The organism is Weizmannia acidilactici, assembly GCF_008974185.1.
GTDB lineage: Bacteria > Bacillota > Bacilli > Bacillales > Bacillaceae_C > Weizmannia > Weizmannia acidilactici.
In genome coordinates, this window is the sequence record NZ_BKZP01000021.1 from 39943 (window position 1) to 58964 (window position 19022).

The 19022-nt window shown below is 43.0% G+C and carries 14 protein-coding genes; 5 read left to right on the forward strand and 9 right to left on the reverse strand.

Going from position 1 to position 19022, the window contains the following annotated elements:
- Positions 1-122 precede the first annotated feature (122 nt).
- The 3 genes from BpJC4_RS10330 to BpJC4_RS10340 form a co-directional block, all read right to left on the reverse strand.
- Positions 123-359, reverse strand: coding sequence for a hypothetical protein (locus BpJC4_RS10330; RefSeq protein WP_151680688.1), 237 nt, complete (start codon positions 357-359; stop codon positions 123-125).
- 88 nt (positions 360-447) lie between these two features.
- Positions 448-912, reverse strand: coding sequence for a transposase (locus BpJC4_RS10335; protein ID WP_172967467.1), 465 nt, complete (start codon positions 910-912; stop codon positions 448-450).
- A gap of 705 nt (positions 913-1617) precedes the next feature.
- Positions 1618-3216, reverse strand: coding sequence for a PucR family transcriptional regulator (locus BpJC4_RS10340; protein ID WP_151680690.1), 1599 nt, complete (start codon positions 3214-3216; stop codon positions 1618-1620).
- A 195-nt stretch (positions 3217-3411) separates the two neighbouring features.
- Here BpJC4_RS10340 and allC point away from each other — a divergent pair, with 195 nt between their 5' ends.
- From allC to BpJC4_RS10355, 3 genes are all read left to right on the forward strand, one after another.
- Positions 3412-4650 carry an allantoate deiminase gene (gene allC / locus BpJC4_RS10345; protein ID WP_151680695.1) on the forward strand — a complete coding sequence of 413 codons (1239 nt, stop codon included), beginning with the start codon at positions 3412-3414 and terminating at the stop codon, positions 4648-4650.
- 290 nt (positions 4651-4940) lie between these two features.
- Positions 4941-6155, forward strand: coding sequence for a pyridoxal-phosphate-dependent aminotransferase family protein (locus tag BpJC4_RS10350; RefSeq protein WP_151697874.1), 1215 nt, complete (start codon positions 4941-4943; stop codon positions 6153-6155).
- A gap of 9 nt (positions 6156-6164) precedes the next feature.
- Complete coding sequence (locus tag BpJC4_RS10355; RefSeq protein WP_151680691.1) at positions 6165-7577, forward strand: allantoinase; 1413 nt, start codon at positions 6165-6167, stop codon at positions 7575-7577.
- A gap of 262 nt (positions 7578-7839) precedes the next feature.
- On the opposite strand, the gene BpJC4_RS10360 is transcribed toward BpJC4_RS10355, so the two are convergent.
- The 4 genes from BpJC4_RS10360 to BpJC4_RS10375 form a co-directional block, all read right to left on the reverse strand.
- Positions 7840-10959, reverse strand: a complete 3120-nt coding sequence (locus BpJC4_RS10360; protein ID WP_151697870.1) for an alpha-mannosidase — start codon at positions 10957-10959, stop codon at positions 7840-7842.
- A gap of 23 nt (positions 10960-10982) precedes the next feature.
- Complete coding sequence (locus tag BpJC4_RS10365; protein WP_151697871.1) at positions 10983-11813, reverse strand: carbohydrate ABC transporter permease; 831 nt, start codon at positions 11811-11813, stop codon at positions 10983-10985.
- A 9-nt stretch (positions 11814-11822) separates the two neighbouring features.
- The gene (locus BpJC4_RS10370; protein ID WP_151680697.1) at positions 11823-12734 is read right to left on the reverse strand and encodes a carbohydrate ABC transporter permease; all 912 of its coding nucleotides are present in this window, start codon (positions 12732-12734) and stop codon (positions 11823-11825) included.
- 86 nt (positions 12735-12820) lie between these two features.
- Complete coding sequence (locus tag BpJC4_RS10375; protein ID WP_253693668.1) at positions 12821-14194, reverse strand: extracellular solute-binding protein; 1374 nt, start codon at positions 14192-14194, stop codon at positions 12821-12823.
- 307 nt (positions 14195-14501) lie between these two features.
- Between BpJC4_RS10375 and BpJC4_RS10380 the strand changes: the two genes are divergently transcribed.
- The gene (locus BpJC4_RS10380) at positions 14502-15593 is read left to right on the forward strand and encodes a GntR family transcriptional regulator (RefSeq protein WP_151697872.1); all 1092 of its coding nucleotides are present in this window, start codon (positions 14502-14504) and stop codon (positions 15591-15593) included.
- Positions 15594-15658: 65 nt separating this feature from the next.
- Here the strand turns inward: BpJC4_RS10380 and BpJC4_RS10385 are convergent, their stop codons facing one another.
- Positions 15659-16072 (reverse strand): MerR family transcriptional regulator, encoded by a 414-nt coding sequence (locus BpJC4_RS10385; RefSeq protein WP_172967468.1) that lies wholly within the window; start codon positions 16070-16072, stop codon positions 15659-15661.
- A 119-nt stretch (positions 16073-16191) separates the two neighbouring features.
- Between BpJC4_RS10385 and BpJC4_RS10390 the strand changes: the two genes are divergently transcribed.
- A complete protein-coding gene (locus tag BpJC4_RS10390; RefSeq protein ID WP_151681975.1) occupies positions 16192-17109 on the forward strand; it encodes an aldo/keto reductase in 918 nt (305 codons plus the stop codon).
- A gap of 445 nt (positions 17110-17554) precedes the next feature.
- Here the strand turns inward: BpJC4_RS10390 and BpJC4_RS10395 are convergent, their stop codons facing one another.
- Complete coding sequence (locus tag BpJC4_RS10395) at positions 17555-18595, reverse strand: zinc-dependent alcohol dehydrogenase family protein (protein ID WP_151681974.1); 1041 nt, start codon at positions 18593-18595, stop codon at positions 17555-17557.
- Positions 18596-19022: the final 427 nt, after the last annotated feature.

Here is a 19022-nt window from a genome sequence, read left to right on the forward strand (position 1 = left end):
CAAATATCTCTCGCTATTCAATGTACACCTTAACTAAAATCAATGTGTTTTTCTGGTGAATTTAGATAATAATCAAAAAAATTATGTAAGTAAATCTAACATAATTAAGAAAAGCTAAGGTGCTATCCCAAAAACCCCTTTTTAAACAAGAAAAACCGTTGAGAACATAATTTTTCTCGACGGTTTTTCTTGTTTCCAGGGTCTTCTTTCTGAAGCAGGCGGTTCTTTTCCGCGAGTTTCTTGTAAACTTTTTGTTTTGATCGATACACTGCCTTTTTCTCTTTCTTAATTTCTTTGTCTTTTTCTTGGTCTGCGTCTGATTCAGCTTCTTTGACTTTTTGCTCCACCTTTTTTTGCAATATTCTCCAGCTGCTCTGCACTAACGCGTTCAGCTTGTTCTTTCATTTCTTTTAACGTTTTTTTCATCTAATTCGATTGTTTCTTCGATCAACTGAAACGTCTTTTGAAGATTTTATTGGAGTTTCTCTTCATATTTTTCTGTCGCTTTTTTCCAGACAAACGTGTACTTATTGGCGTTTGCTTCGATCTTCGTGCCGTCCATAAAATAGTTTTCCATCGTAATATATTTTGTTCCAATAAAAGCTTAATGAGTTCGGTAAAAAGGGGCTCGATCATGTCTTTCATCCGTTCCGAACGGAATCGGTTGATGGTTCGGAAATCTGGCGTTTGTTGCCCAGACAGCCACATCATCGGAAGATTTTCAAGAAGGGCTTTTGCGATACCCCGGCAAGAATAACTTTTTTCAGCGTAAGCATAGAGAATTACTTTTGTCATCATTTTAGGGTGATACGAAGGACGGCCTCCGCCTTTATAATACGAGAAGAAGAAGTCGTCGCTGATTTGATTCACCATATCCTTAACAACGCGGGCTACATGGCCTTTTGGAATCATGTCACTGAAATCCATGGAAGAATGAGTTGTCCCATGTTATAATCAATAAAGGTAGCTGAATAGTTACTCAAAAAAACCGCCTCCATTCAATGTTTGCTAGTCACTTACATTATAATGGAAAAGGCGGTTTTTTTGCGCTTTCTTCGTTTAGCACGCGTTGATGATCGCGAAATTTACGAGACTCCTGCGGGAAAAGCGAGCAAGAAGAGACCCCGCAGCGAGTGACGTGAGGAACAAGCGAGGAGGCTCGCGACGCATGCGGAAAGCGAGTGAATTTCGCGATCATCAACAACCTCCAACAATGCTTTACACAAAGAAGGGGCGTCCCCCAGCCAGATTACCGCCCTTTGGGACAGCCCCTTTAGAAAGTTGTGGCGATGCGGCCGGCCCCCACAATGAACATCTACGGAATGACAGATTGCCTTTGATATGACCGAACGCGTTTTCCACCCCGATTTTTCTCCGGGCGTGAATTTGCGCGCCCCCGCCAGACCAAAGGATCTTTTTGGCCTTTGCTTTCGTACACCTCTCTTTCAATGGGCAGTCTGTACAGTCTATCTCAAGACATATTTTTCCGTGGAAACGATTCTGAGAAGCTTTGTCACGACCGTTAGAGCAAAATAAAACTCCTAAAATGATCCCAAGAAGTTTTATAAAGACCATTGAGAAAAATTTCTGCTTAAAAGGGGCTTTTAGGCCAGCCCCTTAACCGATCGGCTCGAGCATGTTGCGGATTCTCAACGCGATCCTCAACTGAAGGTTGGTATCCGGATCTTTTAAACTTTTTCCAAGCAGCTCTTCACATTTTTCAATCCTGTAAACGACCGTATTGCGGTGGACATAGAGCCGCTTTGCCGTTTCGGAAATTTGGCAGTTCGTTTCCAGATAAACGGACAATGTGGCAAGCAGGGACTCCCGTTCATCGGATTTCATATGATAGAAGTTTTGAAGCGCGAATGCATAAAAATTTTCCAGATCTTGGCGCGGAATCAACCGCAACAGCGCCATCACGTCTTTTGTCAAATAAGTCTGGATGTAACCGGTTTTTTTCGATATCTCCCCCGATTTAAGGGCATCGGCCGCTTCTTTATAAGCATTTCGGACCTGCAGGAAAGAATGACTCAAATTGCTGATTCCGAACGAAATTGTATGTCCAAAATAAGCGGAGACTTTCTCTTGGATATACCGCAGCAGGTCTTCAATAGAAAAGCTTCCGTATTCCTGCACTTCATACAGCAGGATGCAGTAGTCTCCTTTTGTAAAAAAATGGGCTTTCGGATCCGTTTTCGCAACCTCATCCTCGATAAATTCATAAATCTCCTCCTGCTGCCTGAGATCGGCATGCCCACAACTGCCGTCGATTTTTCCGGCAACACAAATATACGACTGGTCATTGCGCAAGGAAAATTCAGCAGCGCGGTGGATCATTTCTTCCCGCGATGAAAAAGCCCCCTCGAGAAAATGCAGGAAAAAATCATTGCGGATGCTGCGCGCATGCTGCTTGATCGCCTGCTCTTTCATCAAAGCAAAAGAAATGACATTCATCGCCTGCTCTATAATCAGGGCGCTCAAATGGTCCGTTTTGTCCAGCTCCCCGTGGACCGCCAAAAAACCGATCTTTTTTTCGTTCATGTGCATCGGAAATAGCGTGTACGTCTGCCTTTCCGCTGCAGCCGAAAACATTAAAGGAGAGGATAAGGTTTCTGCCGGAAAATGGACGGGCAGGACGGTTTCCAGTGCGGAAAAAACGGCGCCGGCACCCGGATTACGTGCAATCACGTTTAAGTGCTGGTCGATACATTCAGAAGGGTGACGGATCATTTTCGACAGTTCATGGAGGAGCGGCCGGATGCCGTTTCCTTGCATAATGACATGCGTAAACCGCTTATGGGCCTCGAGGGCGATCGTTAATTCCTGGGCCGTTTTGTCCACGATGGCCCGTAATGTGAGGTCCACCACTTCCCCGAGCGCCAAGTCAAGCGGCAGTTCAATCACTGGGAAAGCCAACTGGTCGGCAAGATTAAGCGCATCTTTCGGGACTTCCTGCAAAAACCGTTTTGTTTTGATCCCCAGCGCAGCGCACCCCTTATCAGACATCGTCCTGATCAAATCCGCAAGTTTTTTCGGATCATCTTTAAAATGGTACGCGGTAGTGACCAGAAAAACATTCGGTTTTAAAAAATGGACAATATCAGGTGCATCCATCATATTGACCGTCTGGACTTCATGATCTTTTCCCGATTTTCCCGCGATGAGCGACATGCCGGCGAGCTTTGGAATCTCGAACAGTTCGTATACTTTCATGGGGACGCCTCCGATTTCCAAAATTTCTAATTTTGACTTATTGTACCACGAATTAGTGAACATGAACAAAAAACTTTGAAAATTTGTGCAGGATCCATAATGAACTTTTCCCGAACAGTCGGTAAACTTGATTTATCATAATTGTTTATGTTAGGAAAAATAACATTCAATGTGAAAGGAGTGGCCGGGAACGCCATGCTCGTCAATCCAATATCCGAAACAAATCAAATCAGTGCCATGATCGAGTGGCTTGCTTCATTCGGCAAAACAGAGAGCGGCGGGGTCACAAGGCTTTTGTACACCCCCGCCTGGAAGGAAGCACAGCAGGCCTTAAAAGCAAAAATGGAAGAAGAAGGGCTGCAAACGTATTTTGACAGCGTCGGCAATTTATTCGGGAGATTACAAGGAACGGAAAATAGCGGAACGATTTTAACCGGTTCGCATATCGACACGGTTGCGGAAGGCGGGAAATATGACGGCGCGTACGGCATTATCGCCGGATTCATTGCCGTTACAAGGCTGTTCCGGAAGTACGGCGCCCCGAAAAAAACGATCGAAATCGTTTCTTTGTGCGAGGAAGAAGGCAGCCGCTTTCCTTTAACATTTTGGGGCTCAAAAAATATTTGCGGCATCTACAATCTGAACGTCGCCAAAAAGATACAGGATACGGATGGCATTGCCTTTTTGGATGCCATGCGTGCCTCAGGATTTGACCCGCAACACTATACGCCTCCTGTCCGCCCGGATGTGAAAAAATTCGTGGAGCTTCATATTGAACAAGGCATGGTGCTGGAAAAAAATGAAAAAGCCATCGGGGTTGTGACGCACATCGTCGGGCAGCGGCGCTATACAGTCCGGATCAAAGGTGAAAGCAACCATGCCGGGACGACACCGATGCAGTTGCGGAAAGACGCGGTCAGCGCAGCCGCAGAATTTATTTCTTATTTAACAAGAAAGGCAAAAGAAACGGATCCCCGATTGGTTGCCACAGTCGGCCAAATCGATGTCAAGCCGAATGTCTCGAATGTCGTGGCGGGCGAGGTGGCGTTCAGCCTGGACGTCCGCCACCACCAATCGGAAGTCATCGAGCAATATTGCGAAGATATTTTTGCGGCATTTGAACGGGATGCCGCAAAAATGGGGGTTGGCGTGGCCGTGACGAAATGGCTGGATGCTGAACCGGTTGAACTGGACCGGGAACTGGCCGAGACGGCGCGGTCAATTGCAAAACAGCAAAAGATTGCTTTTCAGGATATAGTCAGCGGCGCCGGCCATGATTCGCAAATCTTCGGCCCGTTCTGCCCGACTTTGCTGTTATTTGTCCCGAGCCAAAACGGCATCAGCCATTCCCCGAAAGAATACACCGCCATCCGGGACTTGGAAACCGGTATCCTTTTATTGGAAAATATTTTATACAAGCTGGCTTATGAATAAGGAATCGGCGGCATGTGGATAAGGGGCGCCAGAAATTTTCAGAATGATATGTCCGCATTACGGCTCACGCAATATTTGCGGGAGATTACAGATGTGGCATTGCCGGCCGGTTCACGAAAAAAGCAGGGTTACGAAAAATGCACAAGTTACACGGCGTTCATTACTGACAAATTAGGTGTCGAATTGGAAATCCGGAAAATGGCACCGGCATTGCGGCCAAAACATTTTATACAAGTTGGGAGAGGATCATTTTGGCTTACACGGAATTATGTACTCCAAAAAGAATCATTATGACACCCGGCCCGGTTGAGGTCGACCCCCGGGTATTGCGGGCAATGAGCACACTGATCCTGGGGCAGTTCGATCCTGCTTTTACAGCGATCATGAACGAAGTAATGGAAATGCTCAGGCAGGTGTTCCAAACAAAAAACCACTGGGCGTTCCCGGTCGACGGCACTTCCCGCTCAGGGCTCGAAGCGGTATTATGCAGCATTCTTGAGCCGGGGGACCGCGTTCTTGTCCCGATTTACGGCAGATTCGGCCACTTGTTCGCGGAAATTTGCGAACGGTACGGCGCAGACGTCCACACGATCGAATGCCAGTGGGGAGAAGTATTCGAACCTGGCCGGGTCATTGCTGAAATGAAAAGGGTAAACCCGAAAGTGCTGGCAATGGTGCACGGCGAAACATCCACAGGAAGAATGCAGCCGCTTGAAGAAATCGGGAAGGCTTGCCGCGAACAAGGCGTCCTCCTTGTCGTCGATGCAGTCGCGTCCATCGGGGGTGTCGATGTCAAAACCGACGAATGGTTTATTGATGCCCTTGTTGCCGGAACACAAAAATGCCTGTCTGTCCCATCCGGCATGGCTCCGATCACGTACAACGAACGGGTCGAAAAAATCGTATTGGCGAGAAAAAAAGTGGAACGCGGGATCGCCACAGATGAAGACCACGCTTACACGAGAAGCATGCGCCCGATTGCCAGTAATTATTTTGATTTGGGAATGCTCCAGGATTATTGGAGCCCGCGCCGGTTGAACCACCATACAGAGGCTACTTCCATGATCTATGCATTAAGGGAGGGCTTGCGGCTTGTATTGGAAGAAGGCCTTAAAGCGCGGTTTTTGCGCCATAAATTGCATGAAAAAGCGCTCATCGCCGGGTTGGAAGCAATGGGCTTAACCTTATTCGGCAATCCGGCGCATAAGCTGCCTTGCGTGACATGCGTGGAAATTCCAAACGGGACGGACGGCGAATCGGTGCGCAGCATGCTCCTTGACGAATTCGGCATTGAAATTGCCTCTTCCTTCGGTCCGCTCCATGGAAAAATATGGCGGATCGGTACAATGGGGTACGGCTGCCGAAAAGATAATGTTCTTACACTATTAGGCGCATTGGAAGCGGTGCTGATCCGGCATGGTGTAAAGTTAAACCGCGGCGAAGGATTGCAGGCGGCACTGGATGTGTACGCAGCAGAAAAAACAAAATCCGTTGTGATGAATTGAGGTGGAAAAATGGCAAATTATGATCTTCTCCTGCGTAACGGTTTTATAGTGCTCCCGGATGAAGTGAAGCAGGCCGACATTGCCGTGATAGATGGAAAAATTGTCCGCATTGGCCCTAAAATACCCGGAAACGGCCAAAAAGAAATCGACGCAGCCGGCAAATATGTTTTTCCCGGGATGATTGATATCCATGTGCATTTTAACGAGCCGGGAAGGGAAGACTGGGAAGGTTTTGAAACCGGTTCAAAGATGATCGCTGCAGGCGGCGGCACTGTCTTTTTTGATATGCCATTAAACGGGATCCCCTCTACCGTAACGAAAGAGGCGCTGCTTCAGAAAGCGGAAATCGCTACGCAAAAATCCGTTACCGACTTCGGCTTATGGGGCGGGCTCGTGCCCGGGAATCTCGCTGATTTAAAAGATTTGGCCGAATCCGGCGTGATCGGTTTTAAAGCTTTTTTATCCGACTCCGGAAATCCGGAATTTGAACGCGCGGACGATTTTACCCTGTTAAACGGCATGAAAGAAATTGCCGCATTTGAGAAAATCCTTGCACTCCATTCCGAAAGCGCGGCGATTACGGATTGGTTAAAACAGCAAAAGGAGCAGCAAGGTGCGCTGAGTGCGGATGATTATTTGGAAACCCGCCCCGTGCTTGCGGAAGCCGAAGCCGTTGAACGGGCCATCACCTATGCGAAACTCACGGGCTGCGCCTTGCATTTCGTCCATATCAGCAGTGAAGCAGCCATTCAAAAAATTGAAGCGGCAAAGCAGGAAGGCGTGGATGTGACTGTCGAAACTTGCCCGCATTATTTATTGTTTACGCATGATGACCTTGACGAAAAAGGGGCGGTTGCGAAATGCGCACCGCCGCTCCGCCAACAAGAAGAGCAGGAGAAACTGATTCAACTCTTCATAGAAGGCAAGTTTGATATGATTGCTTCCGACCATTCCCCTTGCCCATATGCATTAAAAGATCCGGCCGTACACAGCCTTTTTGAAGCATGGGGCGGAATCAGCGGCGGCCAGTTTACCCTTCTCTCTGCCATTGAGCTGGCCAAAAAACACGACATTCCGCTTACTAATGTGGCAAAATGGACGGCCGAAAACCCGGCGAAACGGTTCGGCCTTTCCGGAAAAGGCAGCATCGCGGAAGGAAAGGATGCGGATTTTGCTGTTGTTGCCCTTGACGAAACGTTTACGGTGTCGGAAGAAAACTTTTTTGCCAAACATAAACAAAGCCTTTATACCGGGCATACGTTTCCTTGCAAAATCAGCATGACCTTATCCAACGGCGAAGTGATTTATGAAGAGGGCCATTTTAAAGAGAGAAAAGGAAAATGGCTGGTTCCGCAGGAGTCTGCATTTATGAATCCGCGACAAAATTTTCACTCAATCTCGAAAAGTCGGCATGAAATCTAGTATAATAGGGCGATCATTCCATTTTAACCAATTCCACAATCAGGTGATTTTTTTTAAATAAGAGTCTACAAATGAACGGATGATTGCCAGGTTTATTTTTAAAAACTGTAAAGAAAAGGGGCTGTCTCAAAACCCCCTTTTCATTTTTTCCATGAAGTGGTCTTTAGCAAGTTCAGCAGCCTTCTCTGGACCGTTTGCTCATAATTTTTTCTCCTGAAACGGCCTTCTCAGCTCTTAAGTGGTATCCCGTTCCTTAACAGATTTAATGAAATAAAATGGTTTTAATTTCATACGGTTTAAATGACAGTTCGGCGGCATCCGACTGTTGCGCAACCTTGCCATCTATTATATTTTCCAATAGATCCGTTTCTACCCATTGATGAAAAGCAAAAGTAGGGCGAAGCTTAACTTTTGTCTTTGAACCCGTAAATTCATGGATTCTGACAATCAGGCCGTCCCCGTCTTCCTGTTTTTTCACCGCATCAATAATAACATGCTCGCCATTTTCAATTTCAAAAAACGGCGTATGTCCAAAAGAAGTAATACCCTGCATTCCTAAAAGGGGATTGTTCAGTTCCCATGCGGCTTGTTCAACCCATCCATCCACAAAATCACCTTTGTGTGGAAGCAGGCTGTAGGTAAACGCATGTTCCCCGATGTCAGCTTCTGTGTCCGGATAAATCGCACCTTTTAGCAGCGTAATTCTCATCGTATGATCTTTTACATCATGCCCGTATTTACTGTCATTCAAAAGGCTAACGCCGTAATCTCTTTCCGACAAATCAACCCATTTGTGTGCCACAGATTCAAATCTCGCCATATCCCAGCTTGTATTCCAATGTGTCGGTCTTTTTACATTACCAAATTGAATGTCATAAGTTGCCTGAGTTGCACGGACATCAACCTCGAAAGCAGCTTTTAGTAGTTGTTGCCGTTCGTGCCAATCTACTTTTGTTTCAAAATCGATTCTCCGATTATCCCGATAGACTTTCATATATTGCACAATCCGGGATTTACCGAATTCGTAGGTAAATTGGATCACCGCATACAGTGCGTTTACTTCGATCATTTCAATAGATGAAGCCTTCAACTCTTTTTTCTTTTGGATATAATACAAATCAATATCCCAAGCATCAAAATTCATAGGTTTGTCTTCAAACAATTGGAGGATATTTCCTCTCCCACTTTCATCCAGGACATTCCTTTGATATTCCTTATCGTATATTTTTGTTAGTTGCCCTTCATTATTCCATTCAATATGATAAAACGGCGTTTCGATTCTTTTTTCCCTTGCCCTAAACGGGATTTCTTTTTGCCCATTTTCCGGGCCCGTGATAAACGAAATTTGTTTGCTTCCTAATGCAGGCAAACCGGTTAATTGAACTTCATAGCCTTCATTCGTTTTTACACTGTTTAACTTTTGTCCGTTCTCATCGAGAAAATAGCCTTCTTGGTGAACCGGTATCTTGACAATATCATTTCTTTCCCAGCCGGCGGTATTCATAAAAGTCCAGGAACAGCCGGATGCCTTAAACAATTTTTTTGCCATGTCTTCTTTTAATTCAGTGATGATTTTTAAAGCATTTGCGTAATCCTCTTTATTATCCTGATATACTTCATGTATAGAAGATCCCGGAATAATATCATGGAACTGGTTCCTTAAAATGATTTCCCAGCCGGCATGAAGCTTTTCAGCGGGATATTCCCAATTTGGCAATGTTTTGTACGCCCACGACTGCAGCAGTTCCATTTCCCGATAAGCAAATTCTAACCTTCTGTTCATTTTTTTAACATATGCCTGAGAAGTATAGGTCCCCCGGTGATATTCCAGGTAAAGCTCCCCATCCCATGTGTGAACATATTGATCTGTATCATTAATGGTTTCGTGAAGCTCCTCAAAAAAATCTTTAGCTTTTCCGGTTTTCACATACGGCAACCCCGGAATTTTATCCAACCGTCTCCGGTTTTCAAGCATATCTCGATTTACTCCGCCGCCCCCGTCCCCGTAACCGTAAGACAAAAGCAAATTTTGATTGATATTCTTATCGCGGTATCCGTCATAAATCCCTTTTACCGTACTCGGCTCAAGCAAACCGTTATACGTATAAAACCATGAACCCGTCCCAATATTCTCCGGTTCCGGTGTAGTGATAAAATGCGCCAATACTTCACTTCCATCAATTCCCCGCCAAATAAAAGTATCATGGGGCATCCGGTTGTATTGATTCCAGCTTATTTTCGTTGTCATAAATGTGTTGATGCCCGATTTTTTCAAGATTTGCGGTAATGCCCAGGAATAGCCGAATACATCCGGGAGCCATAAATAATGGATATCCTGATTGAATTCTTTTTTGATGAAACGGCTGCCGTGGAGAATCTGGCGGACAAAGGATTCACCGGACGGAATATTACAGTCCGCCTCGAGCCACATGGCACCGTCTATTTCCCATTTCCCCTCTTTAACTTTCGATTTAATTTTTTCAAAAATTTCCGGATAATCTTCTTTTATAAATTTGTAGAGTTGCGGCTGTGTTTGCAGGAAAACATAATCCGGGTATTTTTCCATCAGGCGCAAAACGGTGGAAAACGAACGTGCCGCTTTTTCCCTTGTATGTTTCAGCCGCCACAGCCAGGCCACATCAATATGGGTGTGCCCAATTGCTGTAATATTCACAGAAGTATTCTTTTCCATCGAGGACAATTCTGCCGTTAGCACTTCATTTGCCTTTTCACAAGATTGATAGAATATTTCAGAACCCGGATAGGACCAGTCTATTTCCCGGAAAGCCCTTTCCAAAGCATTTAATAGCCGCACGCTTTCGGGCAGATTCGGATCGATGGCTTCGACCGTTTTTAACATATTATTTGACGTGTAATACAAATCATCCACCGTAGGATTCAAAATAGCACAATCCCCGTATTTGAAATGGTGTCTCATAATTTTCTGCGGTCCCCCGCCCTCAAGGCCCGACCAAAGTTTTAAAGCCAGTTCAATCTTTTTGCCAAAATACTGTTCGTCCAGAAAAACTTCTTTATGATTTGAATCCACACCTTGATAGGGTTCACCGTTTATAAATAACAATGATTCAAAACCGGAGTTATGACCCCCGCCTGTTTTTCCAAAATCAAATAAAAGAACCAGTTCTTTTCCCCTGCAGTCCGGAACTTGAAATTCAGCCCGAAGCCAGAGATACTTGTCTCTTCCCTCCCAATATTCCCCCATTTTCAAGTGTTCCCATGATTCGTCTATTTCAGGAGGATATTTCAACGATTTTGTCGGATCCTCTTTCTTTAACCAGCCTGTAACCGGCGTCCGTTCCATATAACGGTAAGGCTCTAATTCTTTTATTCTGGCTTTCAATTTTTCTTTAAAAAAAAACATTTCCTTCACTCCCCTTTGTTAAATCAACCTTTTGTGGCGCCGCCCAAACTAAATCCTTTCGACATATAGCTTTGAGAAAATGCATAGAACACAACAACAGGAATGGTGTAAAGCACCGAAAATGCAGCAAGCCTTCCATAGTTGACCATTCCGAAATTCCCAAAAAACTGAAAGATCGTAACAGATGCGGGCATTTTTTCAGGTGTTTGAATGAGGATATACGGAACAAAAAAGTTTCCCCAGCTTCCTGCAAAAGTAAAAATCCCTACTGTAAAAATGCCCGGCAACATTAATGGTGCTACAATGGACCTGATCCCTCTCAATGTGGATGCACCGTCAACCCAAGCTGATTCTTCCAGTTCGATCGGCACAGAATCCATGAAATTCTTCATCATCCATATGCCGTACGGGAGTGAAGACGCGGTGAGAAACAATGTTGTAGCGATCAATGAATCCTGCAGCTTTAACGTCAAAAATAATTGATAGACCGGTACCATAACCGCTGTGATCGGTAAAGAAGTCAGAAAAAGAATCGTCATCATAAAAGATTTTTTATATTTTAAAGTATAGCGGGATAAAGGGTAGGCTGCAATAATGCATAAGAACACCACCAGCAAAGCCTGCCCGCCGGAGATGAAAAACCCAATGACAAATGAACGCATCAGTCCCGGATCCGTTAAAATGGAGTTGAAGTTTTGTAAAGTCACTTTTTCCGGAACTTTCAAAGCCTGAATGGCATTCGGGTCTACTGAAGCAAACAGCATCCATAATAGAGGCAGCAGAAAGAGAATGCCTAAAATGCTTAAGATCAGATAATGAATGGCTATCTCGAAGCGATGACTACGTTTTGCCATAATGATCGCCTACACTTTCATCTTTAAAGTTTTCATATACAACAAACTCGCCACAACGCCGATTAATAATAGCGTCAAAGATATGGCTGTGCCGTAACCAAGCTGATAACTTACAAAAGCCTGTTTATACATAAGCACCGGCAAGGTCATCGTAGCATTTCCAGGGCCCCCGCCTGTCATCGTATAGATTAGCGTGAAAACCCCTAGCGTCTGGAGTGTTACAAGCATCATATTGGTAGCAATCGTCCCTTTTACCATCGGAATCGTAACTTTCGTGATCACTTTCCATTTTGAAGCACCGTCAATGATCGCTGCTTCTTCTATTTCTTTCGGAATATCATCGAGTGCGGCCTGAAAAACCATCATGGAAAAAGCGGTCCCCCGCCAAATATTTGCAATGATGACACTAATCATTGGGAAAGTGAATAACCAGGCAATTGGCTTAAAATGAAACAATTCAATTAACTGATTCAATGTACCATTATCGCCCAAAAATGCCACCCAGCAGAAAGACACAACCACTTCAGGGGTTACCCATGCCGCAATAATGATCAATCCGATGATTTGCCGAAACAATTTGTTCTTTTCTTTCATCAGAAATGCAATGAAGAAGCCGAAGAAGCATTGCCCAATAATAGCGGAAAAAAACAGAAAAATAATTGTCTTGTAAATGCTGCTTCTAAATTGCGGGTCTTCAAAAATATTTACAAAATTCTGAAATCCAACAAATTCCAATTTGCTTGCTGCGGATCCTGTCAAAGATAAATTTGTAAAGGAAAAAAAGATGGTCAGCAGCATTGGTGTGATAAAAAACAGGAGCAATAGAACCCACGATGGTGCCAAGAAAAAAACAGATTTTAAACCATCATTTCTTTTCCTCGTTATCTGCTTTACCTGATGTTTTGCCTCCTGATACTGCATTGCCATTTTGCCACCCCGATTCATAGTCCGAAGTTTTTTGAAAAAGGAGCAGATGTTGCGTCCATTCTACTCCTTTCCAATATGACTTATCGCGTAATGACATTGTCCGATCCTACAATTCGTGTTACATTCTTCTTAAATGTTTGGGCTGCTTTTTTAGGTGTTGCTTTTCCGCTAGCAACCGATTCGACCATACTCTGGATTTCTGTAGAAACATTTGGATACTTGTCATTCGCCGGTCTGAAATGCCCGTTTTTCAAATATTTGGTAGCTTCAGGAATAAAGGTTCTGTTTTTGTAAGCAGGCATAGCAGCCGAATCGGAACGTACTGTTAAGTTTCCTTCAGAAATGGCTCTGGCCGCCTGGTTTTCTTTACTTCCCAATGCTTTAATGACCTTCCATGCTGCGTCATGATGCTGTGATTTAGCCGGAATTGCCCAGGTCCATCCCCCGACCATTGTCGTGGTGCCCGGTTTTTGCCCGTACTGTGTCGGCATTGCGGCAAACCCGAATACTTTATCTACATTTTTAATCGGAACCGCACCATCAGGTTTATAGTTTCCTAAATTCCAATAGCCGTCTAAAATAATTCCCGCTTTTCCTTTCGGCAGTTTATCTTGAAACATAACAGAACCATAATTACTATTCATCGCGATTGATAAAGGAGGACCTAATTTCTTCTTATTAAATACTTCATCTATAAATTTCAAAGAATCATTGATTCCCTTACTTGAAACAATCCACTTTTTGATGTTATCGTCGTACAATGTATCATTTGTTCCATAGAGCAGCATTTCAAACGTCTGCATCGAAACCGATTCGCCATTTGCCTTTGCTACCCCCATTGATAATGGCACAACATCCGGAAGTTTTTTCTTAATCGTTTCTGCTACAGTGATGATGTCATCCCAATTTTTTGGCTGCCAATTTGTCGGCAATCCTGCTTTTTTAAATACACTCTTGTTATACCAAAGTCCCCTCGAATCAGATGTTCCAGGTATCGCATAATAGCTCCCGTTCTGTGCTCTGGAACCCGCTTTTAAGTTTTCTTCATATTTGCTCCATTCATCCCAGGATTTCAAATAGTGATCAAGCTTTAATAAATAGCCTGCGTTTGCATCCGAATTTAACATGAATGAATCCTCCGCCACGACGTCCGGAGCTGTACTGCTTGACTTCATCGCAAGCGCAACCTTTGAGAAATAATCTCCTTCACTTGCCTGGATCGGGCTCAAAACAATTTTAATATCAGGGTTTTCTTTCTCAAATTTAGGAATAAAAGTTTTCGTCAGGAATTGTTTTAGGTTGTCATGCTCCCCCTGGTCTCTCCATGTAATTTTTATTTCTGTTTTTCCACTGCCGGATCCTGATGATTTTGAACTTAAACAACCGGATAAAACAACCATTAAAACAAGAATTGCACAAAACAAAACATTTCTTACCCGCTTCATTTTTTTCATTTTTAAAGCCCCCCGGTTAGTTTTATGCTTTAGACATCACAGCAGTGCACCATTTGATTAACGATTCCGGCAAACATTTCAAGGCACTCCCACCATAAGATCCCCCCTTTTCGTTTTAAAGCGCTTACATTATGTTTTTATATTAATATGTATAGATTGACATGTCAATATGTATATTTATAAAAATATCATGACATTTTAAAAAATGCTTATATGTTTGTTTTCAAAATTAAGGATTTAAAGGTTTCCTTTGCGCATACAAATGTTATATAATATGTATATAACATTTGTATATCAGGAGGCAGTCATGGAGAACAAACCCATTTATCAGCAAATCCATGATGATTTGGTCCAAAAAATAGAGCGCGGATTTTATCAACCTCATGACCAAGTCCCATCAGAAAAAGAACTATGCGAAAAATATAATGTAAGCAGAATCACAGCAAAAAAAGCACTAGATCTCATTTCTTCGGAAGGATATATTGAACGGAAGCCAGGGAAAGGCTCCTTTGTAAAGCCTTCTCCCATTGTGAAGCATGGAACTTCTTCTTCAAAAAAAACCATCGCCTGCATATTGACAGAATTCCGTGACTTTGCTAACAAAATGCTGCACGTGATTGAAACTGCAGTCAGCAGCAGAGGAGATCACCTGATTCTAAAACTTACACATGGGAAAGGAGAACTGGAAAAGAAATACATTAAAGACTTAATTGACGAAGTGGACGGATTTATTATCATGCCTGCCCAAAACCAATATTTCAATGAAGAAATTCTCAAACTGGTCGTCCGAAAAATTCCTTTAGTGCTTGTGGACAGAATTTTAAAGGGGATACCGACTGTTTTCGTCGGCACAAATAATATCAGATCGAGTGAATTACTCATTTCTACTCTCATTGAGCAAGGGAAAAAAAGAATCGGCATCATCACACCGAATGAAAAAGGAACTTCTTCAGTCGAAGATAGAATTACAGGATGGGAAAATGCTTTATTGAAATATAACTTAGTTCCTGACAAGGCATTAAGATTATCAAATATTACCAGTACCATTCCGAGCAATGACTCAGAAAAAAACATTGCCGATGACCTGGACCATATTAAACAGTATTTACGCGATAACAAAGGAAAAATAGATGCCATTTTTGCCGTTGAGTATAATATCCTTTTATTAGTCGAGCAGGCGATAAAAGAGTTACATGACAAACCGTTTCAATCGATTGAGCTGGTTTGTTTTGATGCTCCAAGTTCAAAATATTTTCCGAAGCACCACTACACGCATATAATGCAAAATGAAAAAAAGATAGGTGAAATTGCAGTAGAAAAATTGTATGAAATGTTTACCGAGCCTCTCCCGCCGCAGGAAATTTTAGTGGATGGCATTTTAATTTTAAAAGATCAATAATTTCCATACAGTTTTCATGGACGATCCAAACATGGGAGAGGGAATATTCTGCCCTCTCCTTTTCCTCATTTATTAACGTACTTTCCGCCGTTGTGTTCGGTATGAATTGCTTCCGTGCCCGCTTCCAAAGCGGTTTGATAATACCAGATTTTATGATTAATTTTTTCCAAATTTTTTTGAAGGTTTTTGATTTGTTCCTCCACGGCTTTTTTATGCTCTTCAAACATTTTGAGCCGGAGCGCCAGAGTGGAATCGCCTTCCATGCACCATTTTACAAATTCCCTAATTTCTTTAATTGACATGCCGGTTTCTTTTAAACAACTGATCACGCTTAAAAAAGAAAGATCACTATCTTTAAAAATTCTTATCCCGTTTTCTGTCCGATCCAAAAAAGGCAGCAGCCCCTGTTTGTCGTAATATCTTAAAGTATATTTAGAAAAACCGGTGATTTTTGCAACTTCTCCAATCGTGTAACGCATGATCCATTCCACCTCTGCTGCAAATCTTTTATTTTTCTATTATAAACCTAATCGTTGACTTAGAGTAAGGTCTAATCCCTAAAATAAGGTTGTGGGAAATTTTTTTAGGAGGAATTGCAATGAAACGAATTAATCTTGGCAAAAGCGGTATTTTGGGATCAGAGATTGCTTTAGGCTGCATGCGTATGGATGCGTTATCAGAAAAAGATGCTCAAACGATGATTGAAACGGCAGTCGAACACGGAATTAATTTCTTCGATCATGCGGATAAGTATGGCAAAGGGGAATCGGAAAGCATCTTTGCAAACGCTTTGAAGAATACGTCCATTAAGCGGGAAGATATCATTCTCCAATCAAAATGCGGTATCGAAGACCGGATGTACAATTTCTCCAAAGAGCACATTTTGGAAGCAGTTGATGGCAGCTTGCAACGGCTGAAGACGGACTACCTGGATATATTGCTGCTCCACCGCCCTGATCCGTTAATGGAACCGGAAGAAATTGCCGAGGCTTTTTCGATTCTCCAAAATTCCGGTAAAGTTCGCCAATTTGGCGTCAGCAACTTCCATCCTTACCAGGTTGACCTGGTGCAAAAATATATTTCACAAAAACTCATTGTCAATCAATTGCAGTTCAGCATTGCTCATACAGGCATGATTGATTTTGGAATGCATGTAAATATGAAAGACGAACGCAGCATCAACCATGATGGCGGTGTGCTGGAATATTCACGCCTGCATGATATTACAATCCAAGCCTGGTCCCCATTCCAATACGGTTTCTTTGAAGGCGTATTTATTGATAATCCGAAGTTCCCTGAATTGAACGAAAAACTGGGCCAATTAGCGGAAGAAAAAGGGGTTTCTAAAATGGCGATTGCAACTGCATGGATCCTCAAGCATCCGGCTAAAATTCAAGTGATTGTCGGAACCATGAATCCGGGCCGCCTGGAAAAAATTGCAGAAGCATCGAACATAGCCCTCACCCGCCAAGAATGGTACGATATCTATTTTGCTGCCGGTAATGATTTGCCATAAGCGTCTATCAAAAAGGACCCATTCGCAAACAAGCTTAAAATCCCATTTTAGGCGATCACTCCAAAAGAATGTGCCAAATTTCAATAAGCATTATAAAATTAGGTTGCATACCCTTCTCAGATAGATAGAAAAACAACAAGAATTGTAATCAGGTAAAGAAACCTAATCCTGGAATAGACAGCTGCTGAACAATAGAATGTCTATTCCAGGATTTATCATTCTTATTATAACCCGCGAATACTTATATTCTTGAAGTTTTTTTGTACAAAAGCCCCTCTCATTGGGCACTACTTTTCCTTTTCAATAACAATATTACTATCGGCAGGTACACATTTTTCAAATACATCCGGATTCCGGCTTATATAAGTGATTCTATGTCACCAAATTATCCCATCAAAAAAGAGAGGGCATTTTCTTTCTCCCTCTCACACGTCAAACATTCTCCTTATTCATTCGTAATTAATACTTTCAAAGCCTGATTCTCCGCCGCATTTCCAAACACTTCATACGCTTGCATGATATCTTGAAAGGCAAAGCGATGTGTGATCAACTGTTCCGGTTTCAATTTTTCGGATGTGACTGTTTTTAGCAACATCGGAGTTGTATTCGTGTTGACTAAACCGGTGGTCAAAGTAATATTGGAAATCCACAATTTTTCAATGTGGAATTCAACAGGTTTTCCATGTACGCCGACATTGGCGATATGCCCGCCCGGTTTCACAATATGCTGGCAAATATCAAAGGTTGCGGGGATTCCGACAGCTTCCATCGCAACGTCTACACCTTTGCCGTCCGTAAGTTCCATAATTTTTTGAATAGCTTTCCCATCACTGCTGTTTACCGTTTGCGTTGCGCCAAATTTCTTGGCAACTTCAAGCCGGTTATCGTCTAAATCTACCATAATGATTTCAGCAGGCGAATAAAATTGTGCAGTGAGGAGGGCTGCCATGCCAACAGGCCCTGATCCAACAATTGCTACGGTCTGCCCAGGCTGGACCTTTCCATTTAAGACGCCAATTTCAAATCCGGTCGGTAAAATATCACTTAACATGACGAGTGCATCTTCATCAGCGCCTTCCGGAATGTGGTACAAACTGTTATCGGCATGAGGGATTCTTACATACTCCGCTTGTGTACCGTCAATTAAATAGCCAAGGATCCAGCCGCCGTCCTCGCAATGGGCATAAAGTCCCTTTTTACAATTATCACATTTCCCGCAGGATGTAATACAGGAAATCAACACATGATCGCCTTTTTTAAAGTTCTTTACGCCATCCCCGACTTCTTCAACAATTCCAACACCTTCATGCCCAAGAATCCTTCCATTTTCAACTTCCGGAAGATCCCCCAATAAAATGTGCAGATCAGTCCCGCAAATGGTCGTTTTCGTAACACGAACAATAACGTCTGTTGGCTGAAGCAATTCCGGTTTCGGTTTTTCTGCAAGTTCCTTTTTCCCCGGCCCAAGGTAAGTGAGCGCTTTCATAAATCTGCACCTCCGTTATTTGTGGTAAAACTTACAATGTTTATTTTACAACATGATGGCAGAAAATTTGTTAATGTTTTGTGAATAATTTAATTATTAACGAAGAAAACAATTTAATATTGAAAACAATTTCAAAGATATAAAGTGTACACCTTATTTAAAACAGAAAAAACGATTCTATTCTGAATAACTGATAAAATCCCCGTTTAAAATAAAATAGAGCTCCCCAGAAACAGAGGACATTTAAAAGCGGCGGGCACATCCCATTGACAGTGCCCCACCGCTTATCCTGTATATTCATCATTTAAGCGCTGCTTTTTCAGCGAAAGCAAGACAGCCTTTTCCTCATGTCTTGTTCTACCGTTCGCGCTATTCTTTTATGTGTGAACGGTCCTTAGACCCCTTCTAACTACCATTCAGGCTATTT